Consider the following 16,696-nt stretch of genomic DNA (forward strand, 5'->3'; position numbering starts at 1 on the left):
TATACTACGTAAATGCGGGCAAGCGATCGCAAGCTGTAGGCAAGCAATGAACGAGCAGTTGCTAAGAGCGGAGAAGGGCGGCTCAAAGATATCGCGAGAAGTGACGGCCTTGCAAATACTGCCCTGTATGATCCCGACACTAAAGCGGAGGTTCTTTCACCCACTCGTAACTGATGATCCGAATGCCGTCCACGTTCTCTGCACTCTCGATGGCAAGGATGCCTCCTCCCGGGATCTGAAAGTAGCCCGGGATATCATCGGTGCTGATCAACTTCCGCGTTAGAATTTCAGTGGCATCGGCATCGGTGATTTCCAATACTATTTCCTTTGTGTCAGGAAGATCTCCCGCGTACTGCACAAGGACCGCGTTGGTCCCGACGTCAGCGGTTATCGTAGTCTGGAATCCTATAAACTGATACTCACTCTCGGTTAGCTCTTCCGTCCACCTTTCTCCCGTCCCGGCGGGGCCGGTCGAGTGAACGAGCCATGCGAGTGAAGAGGTGACAGGTTCGTATATAAGGCCTGCGGCAAGGCTGCCGTTACCGGTCTTTTCAGCGGAGGACCTTACTGTCACGGTGTTTGGGGCTGCGGAATAGGTTTCTATGCCGTTGTCGTCCGTTTCGGTATTCTGAAGTTCGCATCTGCCTGTAAAATCAATATAAAAATGGGATCCGTCAGGTCCCGCTATCCTCGCTGAAAGCGGAGCGTCAATAACCATGATCATGTGCTCACGAAAGTCGCCGCCCTTAAATATAAAATCCATCGGAACCGCCTTTTCAAACGCATATGACGGAGAAGCTGCAAATATTATTATTGCTGTAAGGAGCGAGAGTATTTTCTTCATCTTGTCAGTTTATCATATCAAAAGAGCGAGTTACAGGGCAAACCGCTTATTTCATATGGTCCAGTCAGACTTTGGAACGGATCCGAACGTTCTGCTGTGCATGAAAAAAGGCGCCCGGAAAGTACCGGGCGCCATGAAGCATATTTGAAAAAATTACTTTTCGAGCAATTTTGTCAAAAGCATTGTGAACTTCCTGCCGTCCTCTACGGGTTCGCCTTCGCAGATCGACGCAAGACCCATCAGGACATTTGCCCACTCTGCGACGTCTGCATTTCCTTTTTCAGTCTCAGCGGCTATTTTTTTTATGAGCGGGTGTGCCGGGTTCACCTCAAGTACCTTCTTTTCCTCTGGGACCTCCTGTCCCATGCTGCGGAAGAAATTTCTCATCTGGGGAGAGATGGGTTCGCCCTTCTGGACGAAACATGCAGGGGAGTCTACAAGCCTTGTGGATATCTTAACATCTTCGACCATGTCGGCCAGTGATTCTTTCAGTTTTGAGACAAACCCCGTCTTTTCAAGTTCTTCCCTGCCCTCTGTGCTGTCGAATCCGCTTCCCTCCGGAAGGGCAATATCTTCCTGAGAAACGGATACGAACTCATAGTCTCCGAACTTCCTTGCATGGTTTACCCATATCTCGTCAACTGCATCTCCCAACAGGAGGACTTCTATGTTTTTCTTTTTAAATCCTTCGATCTTTGGTGATATCTCAAGATTTTTGACAGGGCCCCCGGTGATGTAGTAAATATTTTTCTGCCCGTCAGACATCCTTGAAACATATTCCTCCAGAGTGGTCTTTTCGCCTCCGGAACTGTCAAGGAGGCATAGTTTCATTATCTGCTCGCGGTTCTTTGTATCGGAAATTATTCCTTCCTTGAGGACCATCCCAAACATCTGCCAGAATTTTTTAAACTCCTCGGGGCGGTCTGTTTTCATTTTTTTAAGCGCGTCAAGCACTTTACGTGTAATGTTGTTTTTTATCATGGCGGTCTGCCTGTCCTGCTGGAGTATCTCGCGTGAAATATTGAGCGACAGGTCTTCTGAATCGACGACTCCCTTGATAAACCGAAGATATTCGGGAATCAGCTCGCTGCAGTCGTTCATTATGAATACGCGGCGTATGTAGAGCTGTACCCCATGTTTGCCGTCCTGGAAAAACAGGTCGACCGGGGGACGGGAGGGGATATAGAGCAGAGCGCGAAATTCACTTGAGCCTTCTGCCTTGTAGCTGATGCGTTCGATCGGGTCTTCCCAGTCGTGTGTCAGGTGGCGGTAGAATTCTCTGTACTCATCGTCGCCGACTTCGCTCTCCGGTCTTGTCCAAAGGGCCTTCATCGAATTGACGGGCTCTTCCTTCTCTTTATCCGTCTTTGACCTGTCTTCAAGGTAGATCGGATAGGTAACGAAGTCTGAGTACTGTTTTATTATGCTTCTGAGTGTCCACTCTGAGAGGTAATCTTTTGACGATTCGTCGTCCTTGTCCCTCTCCTTTATGTGGAGGGTAACGGATGTGCCGTTTGTATCACGGTCAGCTTCACTAATGGTATATGTGCCTTCACCTTCCGATTCCCATGTCCAGCTTTTGTCTGAGCCTGCTTTTTTTGTTTCGACGGTGACTTTGTCTGCTGCGATGAAACTGGAATAAAATCCTACGCCGAACTGACCGATCAGATCGCTGTTCTTTGAGGAGGCTGCCTCCTGCATTGCCTTGATAAATTCCTTTGTACCGCTCCTCGCGATAGTGCCGAGGTATGATACAAGTTCATCCCTATCCATCCCGATGCCGTTGTCGCTGACGGTAAGCGTCATAGCCTTCCCGTCTATAACTACCCTGATCTCGCCTTCTTTTGCCGGATCGGTAAGCTCGGTTTTGCTCAGGCTCGCAATCCTCAGCTTGTCGAGCGCGTCAGAGGCGTTCGATATAAGTTCCCTAAGAAAAATATCCGGGTTGGAGTAGACGGAGTTGATCATCAGCTCCAGGACCTGTCTTGCTTCGCTTTGGAATTCATGCTTCTCGATATTCTGTGACATTCGAAATCCTCCTGCTCTTATCATTGATTTAAAATCTGATCCCGGGGCGACAACTCCATGTCAGATGCAGCCCCGGAAATCAACTTATCAAAAATTGGATCACTCTACATGTATCACCAGGTCGTTCCCCTGGTTCTCGACCCTTATCACCGAACCTTCCTCAGCTTCTCCGCTTATTATAAGGCGGGCGATCTGAGTCTCAAGTCTTTTTTGCAGATATCTTTTCAGCGGCCTTGCTCCGTAAACAGGGTCGTAGCCGTTTTTGGCGGCGATATTTAGTGCTTCGGGAGTCACTTCAAGGGTTATGTTCCTTTCCTTTAGCCTTTCCTCAAGCTGTTTCAGCAGCAGCTTCACGATCTCTGTGATTTCTTCCATCCGCAGTGGTTTGAAAAATATTATCTCGTCGACTCTGTTTAGGAATTCCGGCCTGAACTTACTCCTTAGGGCAGACATGACCTCTGCCTTCGTTGCCTCGGATATATCCCCGGTCGAGGCGTCCATCCCGCTGATAAGGTCCTGCGCACCTATGTTGCTTGTCATTATGATCACGCAGTTCTTGAAATTCACGGTCCTGCCGTGGCTGTCCGTCGCGCGGCCGTCGTCAAGTATCTGAAGAAGGATGTTGAAGACATCAGGATGTGCCTTTTCGATCTCGTCGAAAAGCACGACTGAATATGGGTGTCTCCTGACAGCTTCGGTCAGCTGGCCTCCCTCATCATAACCGACATACCCGGGAGGAGCGCCGACCAGCCTTGAGACAGAGTGCTTCTCCATGTATTCCGACATGTCGATCCTTACCATATTTTCTTCAGAGTCAAAAAGCGTTTCTGCCAGCGCCCTTGCAAGTTCTGTCTTTCCAACCCCCGTAGGGCCAAGGAATATGAAGGAACCGATTGGCCTTTTGGGGTCCTTGATGCCTGAACGCGCCCTTAAAACGGCGTCCGCTACAAGTTCTACAGCCTCGTTCTGGCCAATGACCCTCCGATGAAGCTCGTCGTCAAGGTGCAGAAGCTTTTCAATTTCACCCTCCATCAGCTTTGTTACCGGTATTCCGGTCCATTTGGCAATTATTTCTGCTATCTCGCCGCCCGTGACCTCTTCCCTGAGCAGGCGCGACCCGCCGGAAGCAATGGCCTTCTCCTCTTCCTCTATCTTTTTTTCAAGTCCGGGAAGGGTGCCGTGGCGCAGCTGCGCGGCCCTGTTAAGGTCATATTCCCTCTCCGCCTTCTCGATCTCGCGCCTTACCTTTTCGATCTCTTCACGCAGGCTCCTGACCTTCGAAATATTTGCCTTCTCTGTCTCGTACTGTGCCCTTAGGGTATTCGCCTTCTCCTTGAGGTCGGCTAGCTCTTTCTGAAGGGCTTCAAGCCGGTCCCTGCTCGCCTTGTCCTTCTCGTTTTTCAGTGCCGCTTCCTCTATCTCAAGCTGCATAACCCGGCGGGAGACGTCGTCCAGTTCAGCCGGCATGGAGTCGATGTCAGTCCTGATCATGGCGCATGCTTCATCTACAAGGTCTATGGCCTTATCCGGAAGGAACCTGTCCGATATGTAGCGGTTGGAAAGTATAGCCGCGGCAACCAGCGCGTTGTCCTGTATTCTTACCCCATGATGCAGCTGGAAGCGTTCCTTAAGGCCCCTGAGTATAGATATGGTGTCCTCAACGTCTGGAGCCTCTACCAGTACAGGCTGGAACCTTCTTTCAAGCGCAGCGTCCTTCTCGATGTAGTTCCTGTACTCTTCGAGCGTGGTCGCTCCTATGCAGTGCAGCTCTCCTCTTGCCAGCATGGGTTTCAGCATGTTGCCGGCATCGATCGCGCCCTCTGCTTTCCCTGCTCCGACAATGGTATGGAGCTCGTCAATGAAGAGGATGACCTGTCCCTCGCTCTTCTTGACTTCATTAAGCACTGCCTTGAGCCTCTCTTCGAATTCACCCCTGTATTTGGCACCGGCAAGAAGCGATCCCATGTCGAGCGCGAAGATGGATCTGTCCTTCAGCCCTTCGGGTACGTCGCCTCTGTTGATCCTCATTGCCAATCCTTCAACTATCGCTGTCTTACCGACTCCTGGTTCTCCAATAAGCACAGGGTTGTTCTTTGTCTTGCGACTCAGTATCCTTATTACTCGTCTTATTTCTTCGTCACGGCCGATTACAGGGTCGAGCCTGTTCTCGCGAGCGGCCCTGACCAGATCCCTGCCGTATTTTTCAAGCACTTCGTAAGTGTCCTCAGGGTTGTCCGTAGTCACCCTTTGGTTGCCGCGGACATCGCACAGGGTCTTAAGGAAATTGTCCCTGTTCAGTCCGAAGGCTGAGAATACCTTTACCGATGGTGCAGAGGTGCCTTCCGACAGCATCGCAAGGAAAATATGCTCAACGGACACGTAATCGTCTTTAAGTGCGTCAGCCTCGTCTCCCGCCTTCACGATGAGCTGTGAAAGCCTCTGGGATACGAATATCTTTCCGGCTTCCTGTCCTGCGCCCGAAACACGGGGTCTTTTGCGGAGATCTATCTCAAGGGCGTTTATGATATTTTCCGCCGGCAGCCCCATCCTGGTGATAAGCTTTGGTATAAGTCCGTTTTCCTGGCTTATCAGCGCAAGCGCCAAATGTTCGACATCGACCTCCTGATGCCCATGCTTTATGGCGATGTTCTGAGCCTCATAAAATGCTTCCTGTGATTTCTGTGTAAGTTTATTCATATTCATTGCAATTCCTCCAATGTCCAAATTAATTAACTATTGTTGACCAATCTCTAATATTATATAGGTCAAACAAAATCAAACAATCCTCCTTTGAGGAATCTGCGGCGGGTTACATACAAATATTATCAATTTTAGCCGTATTACTGTAATAATTTCTTATAATCTTTTGATTTCTAAGAATGTACACAAGGTTCAAAATAATCTCTGATATTTCAGCAAAATTGGCTGTATGTGGAAAATATTTAGTCAAATGTGCTTGACAAGTGGCTCGGATAAGTTTAAAGTTGCAGGGTCGGATAAGTTCCGATTACAATATTTCCTGTTGGGAGGCAACACATTGAAAAGCAACGGTACAGTAAAATGGTTCAACGCAACTAAGGGTTATGGTTTTATCACCACAGATGAAGGCAACGATGTCTTTGTACATTTCAGCGCCATCCAGGGCGACGGATTCAAAACCCTTGATGAAGGTCAGAAGGTATCCTTCGAGATCACACAGGGCAGCAAAGGGCCTCAGGCTTCTGACGTCGAGAAGATCTAGCTTAGGCTAGCCAGCATATTTCTTTATTAATAAGGAAATAAACTATTGAAGGAAGACAGCGAGGAGACTCGTTGTCTTCCTTTTTAAATCGTTTTTGAAAGTTAAAGATAAGCTTTCTGTTGAGAATCAAAAACTGCTGCTTTAACTTGAAAACCGACGCCAGTTGTCTCCTCTTAAAATTCGACCTGCTCTTTTCGATATTTCTTTTTCTTTGTAATTTATGTAAATTGCCTCTTGCCTAAAACACATGATTTCGTCTATTGTTGACTGGTATTTTGAACCCAAGCTATGCAGATTTTGTATTTTTCGAGGAGGCTGCAGCATGTCCCTTATTAAAGATAAAAAACTCCCTGTTGCAAAATTGAGACGGACTGCCGATATCGGGTCACTGGGTTTCAGGACGACCAAATCCCTTCCGAAGCTGGAGGCACTGGTAGGACAGGAAAGGGCTGTCCATGCTGTAAGTTTTGGCCTGTCCGTACAGAGCAAGGGCTATAACATCTTCATGGTCGGGGAGCCCGGGAGCGGAAGGACCACATACGCTATGCAGGAGCTTACCCGCTGCGCGTCGACAATGCCCGCACCTGACGACTGGGTCTATGTATATAACTTTGACGAGCCCGGAACTCCGCTTGCCGTAAGGCTTCCTGCCGGTAAAGGCAAGGAACTTTCAAAGGATGCCGAGAATGCGGTCGAGGATCTTAAGTCTGTCCTGGCAAAGGCATTTGACAACAATGAATTTGAAGACAACAAGGCCCAACTGGTTAAGTCATTCCAGGAAGAGGTCAACAAGTATATGGAAGAACTCCGCAAATGGGCGGAGGAGAAGCGCTTCGCGATAAAGCGCACCCCTCAGGGCTTTGTTAACCTGCCCATGATATTTGCGCCTCCCGTAATAGATGCCGATGAAAAGTCAGTCAAGGCGGAAAACGAGGCTGAGCAGGCAGAAAAGGCTGAGGCGAAAAATACCGAACCCGTTTTGAGGGAGATGCAGCAGGAAGAGTTTGAAAACCTCTCGGAAGAAGAGCAGGAAAAGCTCCAGAAAGCCTCAGAGGAGATATCCCAGAAGACGCTCGAGACACTGAGGTCCATCAGGGAGAGAGAGAAGGACCTCAAAGAGAAGATCAAAGAACTCGAAGGTCAGATATGCAGAAATGCGATAGGCCCCATCCTCTCTGAACTCAGGGCGAAATATGCCCCGAACAAAAAGCTTGAGGAATGGTTCGACGACTTCACGGAAGACATTGTCGCAAACTTCAACGCCTTTCTCGCGGCAGCCCGCGACGAAGCAGCGGACGTGGACTTCAGCCGTTACGAGGTAAATTCATTTGTCTCAAACAATCCGAACGAGGGTGCTCCTGTAATAAGGGAAACAAATCCTGTCTATTACAACCTGGTCGGAAAGGTAGAGTACGAAAGCCGCCAGGGAAACCTTTATACCGATTTCAGAAGGATAACTCCGGGAGCCATGCACAGGGCCAACGGAGGTTTTCTCCTGCTGGAGGCGGAAGAGCTCCTGAGGCAGTTCATGTCATGGGACGCATTGAAAAGGGTGCTTCGCTGCAGGGAACTCCTGATCGAAAACCTCGGAGAGCAGCTGGGGTATATACCTGTTTCATCGCTCAGGCCGGAAGCTATCCCGATCGACATGAAGGTAGTTGTCGTAGGCACGCCGTACCTCTACTACCTGCTGAATATCTATGATCCCGAGTTTCAGAAGATATTCAAGATAAAGGCTGACTTCGATACAGACATGCCGAGGACGCAGGAATCCGAAATGCAGGTCGCCCGTTTCATTGCAGGGTTTGTCGAACACGAAGGCAAGCTGAATTTTACTGTCCAGGCAGTGGGGGAGGTCATTGAATGGGCGTCCCGGCTGGTCGAAAATCAAAACAAGATCTGTACACAGTTTAACAAGATCGCCGAAATTCTTGTTGAAGCTACGGCCTGGGCGAGGATGGAAGCCAAAAAACAGGTAGGCCTGACTCATGTGATAAAGGCGATCGATGAAAAGACATTCCGCTCCAACCTTCTTGAGGAGAAGATCCGCGAAGGCTTCAGTGACGGTGTTATCAGGATAGATACTGCAGGATCAGCCGTCGGACAGATAAACGGCCTTACAGTCGCCCAACTCGTGGACCACAGCTTCGGTTCCCCTGTCAGGATAACCGCAAACGTATACATGGGTCAGGAGGGAATAGTCAACATAGAGCGTGAGGTAAACATGACCGGCCCCATACACAACAAGGGCCTTCTCATCCTCTCAAGCTATCTCGGCCGCAAATACGCGCAGCATTTCCCGCTTTCGATGACGGCACGGATCGCCTTTGAACAGACTTACGGGGGAGTTGAGGGAGACAGCGCATCCTCTACAGAACTTTACTGCATGCTTTCTGCGCTCTCCGGAATACCGCTGAAGCAGAGCATCGCAGTAACCGGATCTGTCGACCAGTTCGGCAACATACAGCCCATAGGCGGCGTAAACGAAAAGATAGAGGGGTTCTTCAGCTACTGCAAAGTTTCAGGTCTGACAGGCGAACAGGGGGTCATGATCCCGCACCAGAACGAACAACACCTCATGCTCAGCCACGAGGTCCTTGAAGCCGTCAGGAAGGGTAAATTCCATATATGGAGCGTCAGGACCATAGATGAGGGCATAGAGATACTGACAGACGTCAGTGCCGGAGTTCCTGATGAAAAGGGCGAATATCCTGAGGAGAGCATACACGGAAGGGTAAAGGCATGCCTGGAAGCCTGGATCGAGCGTTCCTTTAGACACAAGAAGAAGATGCAGGACAAGGTCGATCCTCCTGAAGATAAGAAAAAATCAAAAGGTAAGAAGAAGGGCAAAATATTTGAGGAGCCCGGTAAGTGAAGAGACCTCACCATGCCAGGGAGATCCTCGATGCCTTTGAAAGGCACTGGGGCAATGAGGGAAGGCCTTCTCCGGAGCTGAAGCACGATGACCCGCTTGACGGACTAATGCTGACACTGCTCTCCCAGAATACAAACGACAGGAACCGGGACAAGGCTTTTGAAAAACTCAAAGCCGAATATCCACGGTGGGAAATGGCCGCAGAGGCCCCCGCCGAACGTATAGTCGATCTCATCAGGGTAGCCGGTCTGGGGGATACTAAAGCAGCGAGGATGAAGCAGATCCTTGCGATACTCAGGGATAAATTCGGGAGTTATTCGATCGGCGAGCTAAAAAACTGGGATGCGGCCAAAGCAAGGGAATTTCTTGTATCGCTCCCCGGAGTTGGCGTCAAGACAGCGGCATGTGTCCTGGTATTCGATCTTGGCGTCCCTGCCTTTCCCGTAGACACTCATGTGGCAAGGATAAGCCGAAGGCTGGGGTGGGCACCGGAAAAGATGGCTCCGGACAAGATACAGGAATATCTTGAGAGTACGCTCCCCAGGGAACGCTTTAGAGGAGCTCATCTAAACATGATCGAGCATGGCAGGGGCATCTGTTCGGCGAGAAAACCGGACTGCGACAAATGTTACTCAAAAAATTGGTGTCAGTTCTCAAAAAGTCTTGACGGATGAGCATTTGTTGGTATAATACTTCCTGTTTGCCGGGATGGCGGAATGGTAGACGCACGGGACTTAAAATCCTGCGAACGCAAGTTCGTGCGGGTTCGAATCCCGCTCTCGGCACCATTAACGCAACAACTGAAAATCGCGGGGTGGAGCAGTACGGAAGCTCGTCGGGCTCATAACCCGAAGGTCGCAGGTTCAAATCCTGCCCCCGCAACCAATTTTGGCGCTGTAGCTCAGTTGGCTAGAGCATTCGGTTCATACCCGACAGGTCACCGGTTCGAATCCAGTCAGCGCCACCAAACGAATATTACCCGGCTGAAAGGCCGGGTTTTTGTATTCTCCTCTATAGGAAGTCATTCTAAAATACTTGGTCCCAAATCGGTATCCTTTACTTTAAGTTGAAATGGTATACAATATAGGATGGAATGTTAATGGGATCCCTATCTCAATTTTGCCCGTATTTCCTTACCTTTACCTATGCACCGGCAACAATAATAAAAGAACCTGTGTCCTGACAGAAACAATGTAATTCAAGACCTGTTCCCTGCATGGACCAGCTCCGGAGCTACTTTGTGAGACCTTGTTGTGAGCGATATATTACAGGATAACGGAAAGATAATTTATTAGGATGACCGCTCGGAACGATGACCGTCTATGTTGACCGATAAAAGGGGCAGAGGATCCTCTGCATAAAGGGGGAGAAAGGATGATAATGGCTGAAATGGCCAGAGGTACGACAAGGGAGAGCAGACTAAACAGGGCCGCGGGCTGTCTGGCAGGGCATTTCTGCGGGGACGCTTTTGGTGCTCAGTTTGAATTCAAGACATCCTACAACATCCTTCAGATAGTAGGTCCTGGATACAGAATAATGGGCGAAAGCTACACCTGGCCTACTGTCGGGGGACAGATAACGGATGACTCCGAAATGGCTGTGGCACTGGCGGACAGCATCATTGAGACTGGGCGGTACGAAAGAGAGACAGCGTTAAAACATTACAGACAATGGTTTGATTCAAAACCCTTCGACATAGGCATGACTACCTTCAGGGCTCTGGGAGGATACAGTACGCCGAGCGAAACGAGCCAGGCAAACGGAGCTTTGATGAGGATCAGCCCCCTGGCTGTCTATCACGCAGGAAGGATCAAAGATAACCAAGAGCCTGACCTCACAGAACTTTTTGCAGATTCAGCCCTTGATGCCGGACTTACACACCCCAACAGCACCTGCACCGCGGCAAACATAGTCTTTGTCCAGGCACTGGCACTTGCGATCCTGGGGTCTGAAAGGGATGAAATATACGGCAGTATCTGCCGGACAGCGGATACACTAGGGGACAACGTCCTTACAGGATCGCTCGTTGACGCAAAGGAAAGGGAGCCTGAGGACATACCGGGTAAAAGCGGGTGGGTGATCCTTTCACTGCAGAATGCGGTTTACAGGCTTATGCACAGCGAAACACCGGAACAAGCAATATGCGAAACGGCATATATGGGCGGCGACACGGATACAAATTGTGCCATAACCGGTGCCCTTGCCGGAGCATATTTCGGGTATAACATGTTCCCGAAAGACTGGATCAGAACAGTTGAGAAATGCGACACTTCAAAAGGCAAATTCCCCCGTACTTATCAGGATTCGGTAAGGGAGATCCGGGAACTGGCATTTAAACTGTACACAGCCGGCGATACCGGACAGCAGGGGAGACCAGATACCGCACATTTATAATTTGGTTTTAACCGAACAGACACGCATTGCAGGCCTTAGTGGTCTTCCAAAGGGCCTTCCCGGCCGATTTTCACTTCTCCTTTTCCCATGAATTTTAGCAGACTGCATACATGAGAATTCCTCATATTAACCTACCAATTAATATATTTGACGGGTTTTATATTTTTGCTTTAATTGCCTGTTGCTCTCTATGTAATATCGGAGATGTGACCTTCAATGGTGTTAATATAATCATGTCTATGAAGCCTGTTACACATCGGTACATATTTAAGAAGGGGGAGTATCTGTCATGAAAACATCATGCACGTTTATACTTTCATTATTGCTTGTTATTTTCACCGGTTTTTCCGCTGTAGGAGCAGAGACCCCGGATGGCAGAATTGAAGGTTTTGTTTCAGGCCTTAACGGTTCTTCGGCCTCTGGTGTAAAAGTAAATATCTGGGACGGGAAAGTTTTGAAACGGGCTGTTTCTGGACGTGACGGCAAATTTATTGTTTCAGGCATCATTCCAGGGAGCTCTTTTGCGATACGCCTTACAATGCCGGATTCTCAGACAGTCCGCGCAGAGGGGCTGCGCTGCCCCGAAAGGGGAGGGCTGACCCTGACAGCCGGATTCGAAAAGACATCTGCCGGACATGAATACTCACTGAGGCTGCCCTCCAATCCCTCGACAGGATACTCATGGACTCTGTTGGGAAAAGGCAGGGAAAGTATACTTGCCTTCAAAGAAAAAATGGTGGAAGGGCCGGAGGAAAAAGATGAAGTTGGCGGTCATGCGAAAGGCCGTTCGGGCCATGAAATATGGAAGTTCAATGCGGCCGCTCCGGGCAGGTCAGACATTCTCCTTGCATACCACAGACCTTGGGAGACGGCTGTGCCCCCAGTCAGATACCACATCAGTTCAGTCCGGGTCAAATAGAAGAAAAAAGATCAACATCTGCAAAAATACTTGGAAAGGAATAAGAAAAGCTATTTTACCTCTTCGAGTATGGTTTCAATAAAAATATTCGCGATCAGGGGGTCAAACTGGGTCCCTGCATTTCGTCTGATCTCTTTGACCGCCTGTTCCTTGGACATGGCTTTTCGGTAGACCCTGTCCTCCGTCATTGCGTCGTATGCGTCTGCGACTGCAAGTATCCTTGAAAGCAGGGGAATGTCCTCACCCTTGAGCCCCTTGGGATATCCGGCACCGTCCCACCTTTCGTGGTGCGTCAGGATGTAGTCGGCTATCCTGGCCAGTTTGTGGGAAGCCCTGGCGATCCTGTATCCGATCTCGGGGTGCCTCTTCATTATGGCCCATTCCTCTTCGGTGAGCTTCCCGGGCTTGTTCAGTATTTTGTCATCTATCCCTATTTTGCCTATGTCGTGCAGCATCCCAAGCAGCTGCAGCTCGCCGAGGTCCTTTTCCATAAGATTGAGCATCCTCCCCACTCTTGTGGAGAGTTCGGCAAGGCGTTCAGCGTGCCTTTCGGTCTCCTGTGACTTTTCGTACACCGTAGTCATTATTGAGTTGATTATGTCGCTGTATGAGCTTTGCTGAGAGAAGAGTTTCCTGTTCCTCATATATTCGTTGGCTGTCTTGAGTGCCTCTTCTGCGAGCTCAAGTTCATCTGATATCGTTGCATACCCCATTGAGATGTTTATCTCCGGAGACTTGGGTCCGTTGTTACCATTGAAGCTGACGCATGCGCTCTTGATGCTGTCCAGAAGCTCGTGCGCTTCGGCATTGTCTGTCAGGGGCATAATAATGCCGAACTCGTCACCGCCTACCCTCGCAAGTATGTCTTTATCACGGCAGCAGTTCCTGATGGTCCTTGCAGATTTTATAATTATCAGGTCTCCCTCATGCTGTCCGAAGGCTTCATTTATGAGGTGAAGGCCGTTTATGTCGGCAACCAGGACAGACAGAGGCAGATTTTCCTCCATCTTCATCTCCGACAGTTTTTTCTCGAAATACTGTCTGTTGTAGAGGCCTGTCAGATGGTCATGTTCATTTATGTAGCGGATCTCTTCTTCTTTTTCCTTGAGGTTTGTTATGTCAATAATGATTCCTTCGATCGCTTCCACGGTCCCATCGCTTCCGTAGACTCCCTGCCCCGTCTCAAGCACCCATTTGTTCTCTCCTGAAGCGGTGGTAATGGCGTATTCGCTTTTGAAAGTCTTATGTCCGGCAAGTACACGTTCCCATTCAAGCCAGAGCATTTCCCTATATTCATCTTTGATAAGGCAGTTGAAAGGCAGAGTCTTGTTTCTGACGAGGTCTTCCGGCCTGTAGCCTGTCAGTTCAAAGCATCCGTCTGAAACGAAGAGCATGGTCCAATCCCTGCTATAGAGGCACCTGTAAGCCATTCCCGGAATGTTCGCGAGAAGCACCGACTTGCTCCTCTCGCTTTCCTCAAGAGCCTCTTTTGCACGCTTCCTATCGTTAATATCCTGTATTATCCACATGTGCAGCCTGTTTTCCCCAGCTGATTCGACGAGGGAGGCTACTGCAAGGTCGATCCATGCATACGAGCCGTCTGCTTTTAAGATCCTTTTCTCAAGGGAGTATTCGTCAGTCTCTCCTTTTTTGAATTTTTCGTATTTTTCAATATTCAGGGGGAGATCATCAGGATGTGTTATCTTTCTCCAGTCAAGATCCTTCAGTTGCTCCTTCGGCCATCCGATTATCTTTTCAAATGTGGGGTTGACCACAGAGAAATTTCCGAACCTGTTCCCTGCTGCTATGCCGACCGGTATCCTCTGAAAGACGTTGTCAAGCAGTATCTCGCTCTCTTCGAGCTTTTCCCCGATATCCCTGATGCTGAAATTTTTCAGAATTATGATGTATCCGGCAAACATAAGTATGAAGAGAGCAGTCACTGTCATGATCGAGCTGAATAAGCCATTGATCGCCCCTGCCCGCAGAGTTTCTGTATAATAATCCAATCCTATGACCGCGGAGACTTCTCCATCTTTTCCGTTTTTTATGGGGGCATATACGCTTGTGATGTCTCCGTGGCTGAAGGTCGAATTCTCGGGGGACGCGGTTTTTCCGTTGAAAAAAGGCATTACAGCGTCAGCTATTTCAGGCGTATAGTAATCATCTTTGTTCGAGTATCTTTCTCTGTCCGATGAACCGACCAGGTATGCAGGTTTGCCCTCTTTTAAGGCAAAGATATAAGCTGAAGATACCTGTGGAACAGTCTCTTCAATTTTTGACAGGCTGTTTTTTAGAAAAAGGTAGTCTTCATTATGAGGGTCTATACCCTTGCTGCCAAGCAGAGAGGAGATCTGAGCGGAAGATATCAGAGCTCCTGTCGATTCTGCCAGTATGTAGGCATAATTGCGCTCCCTGGTAACGTATTGCTTCCAGGTGCTGTAGATGTGGTTTGCCGCAAAGATAATGAATATTAGAGAAGCTGCCAAAAAAAATCTATTTAAAGATCTGTTGTCAAGGCAAAAATGACCTGCAGCCGATTTAACCATAAATGTGATCACCCAATAATGATTTCAGCATGGTGAGATGTTGGAAATACCATCAAATTATATAACAAAAATGGGTTTGTGAACAGCAGATCAATCTGCAGTAAGGGCTTTGTTATGCTGTTTACGGCTGTACATATTCATGTCTGCCCTGCAGAGCGCATCCTCCAGTGAAGTTTCGGTGTCGTTTACCGTTGATAGCCCTATAGATATGGAAATTGAAGGGGCACTGCCCTCAGAGTTGTGATCTGTGAAAGTTTTTTGGATCCTTTCCACTACTCTGAGAGCCTGGTCCTCGCCTGCTCCGGGAAGTATCACCACAAACTCGTCGCCGCCTACTCTCGCGATGAAATCAGCTTTTCTGAGGGAAGACCTGATCAGTTCCGCAGCTGTCTTAAGGGCTTCATCTCCCTTCGCGTGTCCGTATCTGTCATTGATCGTCTTCAGACAGTCCATGTCGCACACAAGGACAGAAACCGGCCTCTGTCCTTCATTCTGGGCCCTTTTCAGAGTGGCGTCGAAAAAGGCTTTGTTTGGAACACCGGTAAGATGATCATATAGGCTTAGCTGCTTAAGCTTCATTTCGTTTTCTATCCTCTTGTCTATGTTTCTTGCATTGCATATAAGAAAAGCCCTGCGGTTTTCGTCTGAGATCTTTGATATGGTCACACCGTACCAGTGTTCAGTTCCGTCACGGTGCTCCATTCTGAAAGTCCCGTATGTGCTTGTGTCGTCAGAAAGCGAGGTCATGAATGGATCTGTTGTTATTGCTTTTGCGGTATCTTTGGACAAAAAGAAATCTGACGTTTTTTTCCCGATAAAGTCATCCGCCGTGAAACCGCAGATCTTTTCGCAGTTGGGCGAGATGTATGTTGTCTCTCCGTTGCCGTCTACGGTGAGGATCATGTCCGCGGAATTCTCAAGGTATGTTCTTAATTTTTTCTCGCTCAGCCTCAGCTTTTCTTCCATTTCTTTTTTCTCGCTGATGTCACGGCATATGCACATTATTACGTCGTTTCCGTCACCGAAGACGTCAAAGCCTGAAGCTGAGACCGTCACGTGATAGGTGGTCCCGTCCTTTCTTCTGTGGATCGTGTCAAATGACGAATGCACCTCCGAAAGGTCGCAGAATTCCATTTCTATGTTTCTCTTGTCCATTAGGAACTCCCAATCCCAAGTGTGGAGCTTCGAAATCTCTTCACGGGAGTAGCCCAGCATTTCGCAAAAACGCCCGTTCGCCTCCAGAACTTTGTGGTGCTGATCGATGATCACGATCCCCAGGCTTGCGTTTTCGACCAGTCGGCAAATCATATTGAAGCGCCTGTTAAGTTCGTCTTCCCTATTCCTGAAATCTGTTATGTCAACGAAAATGGCATATACACCGATTATTTTCCCGTTGTCCTTGACCGGCCCCAGTTTTGTCTGGAGGATGCAGAAGCCTTTCCCCTGCAAAGAGTCAAGCGTGATCTCCTTCATCAAGATATTGTCTTCTAGGACAGACAAAAAACTTTTTCTGTAATCCTCGTCACGGATAAGGTCAAAAATATTTCCAATATCTGTTGAGGATGAATAGTCTTTTGCGATCTCTATGAAGGGTTTGTTTGATCTTATGATATGCATTTCTGTGTCGAGGATGGCTATGGCATCCTGTGTGAAATTGAACATTGAGTCGTAGACGGAACGTACAAAAGCGTTTTCTTGATCTGGAATTTTTTTTTCTAGATCCATCAAAAAGGATCCCCCTCAAATATTCTGTGAATAGCACAAACTTTAAACTACATCAACGGAGGAACTACGTCAACAGTAATTGACGCATAATATTATAAAGGCACTTTATAATACGACCTGC

General features: G+C 48.6%; 10 protein-coding genes and 3 tRNA genes. 8 read left to right on the forward strand and 5 right to left on the reverse strand.

The features are described 5' to 3' along the window. Positions 1–139: 139 nt before the first annotated feature. The 3 genes from OLM33_07360 to clpB form a co-directional block, all read right to left on the reverse strand. The gene (locus OLM33_07360) at positions 140–844 is read right to left on the reverse strand and encodes a hypothetical protein (protein MCW1713480.1); all 705 of its coding nucleotides are present in this window, start codon (positions 842–844) and stop codon (positions 140–142) included. Between the two features lie 153 nt (positions 845–997). After that, positions 998–2,872 carry a molecular chaperone HtpG gene (htpG, locus tag OLM33_07365; GenBank protein ID MCW1713481.1) on the reverse strand — a complete coding sequence of 625 codons (1,875 nt, stop codon included), beginning with the start codon at positions 2,870–2,872 and terminating at the stop codon, positions 998–1,000. 99 nt (positions 2,873–2,971) lie between these two features. Further along, a complete protein-coding gene (clpB, locus tag OLM33_07370; protein ID MCW1713482.1) occupies positions 2,972–5,575 on the reverse strand; it encodes an ATP-dependent chaperone ClpB in 2,604 nt (867 codons plus the stop codon). 334 nt (positions 5,576–5,909) lie between these two features. On the opposite strand from clpB, the gene OLM33_07375 reads away from it, so the two are divergent. The 8 genes from OLM33_07375 (at position 5,910) to OLM33_07410 (ending at position 12,301) form a co-directional block, all read left to right on the forward strand. Then, complete coding sequence (locus OLM33_07375; protein MCW1713483.1) at positions 5,910–6,113, forward strand: cold-shock protein; 204 nt, start codon at positions 5,910–5,912, stop codon at positions 6,111–6,113. A gap of 322 nt (positions 6,114–6,435) precedes the next feature. Further along, complete coding sequence (locus OLM33_07380) at positions 6,436–8,988, forward strand: AAA family ATPase (GenBank protein ID MCW1713484.1); 2,553 nt, start codon at positions 6,436–6,438, stop codon at positions 8,986–8,988. Beyond that, positions 8,985–9,662, forward strand: coding sequence for an endonuclease III (locus OLM33_07385; protein ID MCW1713485.1), 678 nt, complete (start codon positions 8,985–8,987; stop codon positions 9,660–9,662). The genes OLM33_07380 and OLM33_07385 overlap by 4 nt, the downstream gene beginning before the upstream one ends. A gap of 28 nt (positions 9,663–9,690) precedes the next feature. Beyond that, positions 9,691–9,776, forward strand: a tRNA-Leu gene (locus OLM33_07390). 20 nt (positions 9,777–9,796) lie between these two features. Then, positions 9,797–9,873: transfer RNA gene (locus OLM33_07395), tRNA-Met, on the forward strand. Between the two features lie 5 nt (positions 9,874–9,878). Next, positions 9,879–9,955, forward strand: a tRNA-Met gene (locus tag OLM33_07400). A 407-nt stretch (positions 9,956–10,362) separates the two neighbouring features. Continuing rightward, positions 10,363–11,382, forward strand: a complete 1,020-nt coding sequence (locus OLM33_07405; protein ID MCW1713486.1) for an ADP-ribosylglycohydrolase family protein — start codon at positions 10,363–10,365, stop codon at positions 11,380–11,382. 289 nt (positions 11,383–11,671) lie between these two features. Next, complete coding sequence (locus tag OLM33_07410; GenBank protein ID MCW1713487.1) at positions 11,672–12,301, forward strand: protease inhibitor I42 family protein; 630 nt, start codon at positions 11,672–11,674, stop codon at positions 12,299–12,301. A gap of 50 nt (positions 12,302–12,351) precedes the next feature. Here the strand turns inward: OLM33_07410 and OLM33_07415 are convergent, their stop codons facing one another. After that, complete coding sequence (locus OLM33_07415) at positions 12,352–14,790, reverse strand: PAS domain S-box protein (protein MCW1713488.1); 2,439 nt, start codon at positions 14,788–14,790, stop codon at positions 12,352–12,354. Positions 14,791–14,940: 150 nt separating this feature from the next. Then, a complete protein-coding gene (locus OLM33_07420) occupies positions 14,941–16,575 on the reverse strand; it encodes a PAS domain S-box protein (GenBank protein MCW1713489.1) in 1,635 nt (544 codons plus the stop codon). Positions 16,576–16,696: the final 121 nt, after the last annotated feature.

This window comes from Synergistaceae bacterium DZ-S4 (assembly GCA_025943965.1).
In the GTDB taxonomy this organism is placed as follows: domain Bacteria; phylum Synergistota; class Synergistia; order Synergistales; family Synergistaceae; genus Caenicola; species Caenicola nitritireducens.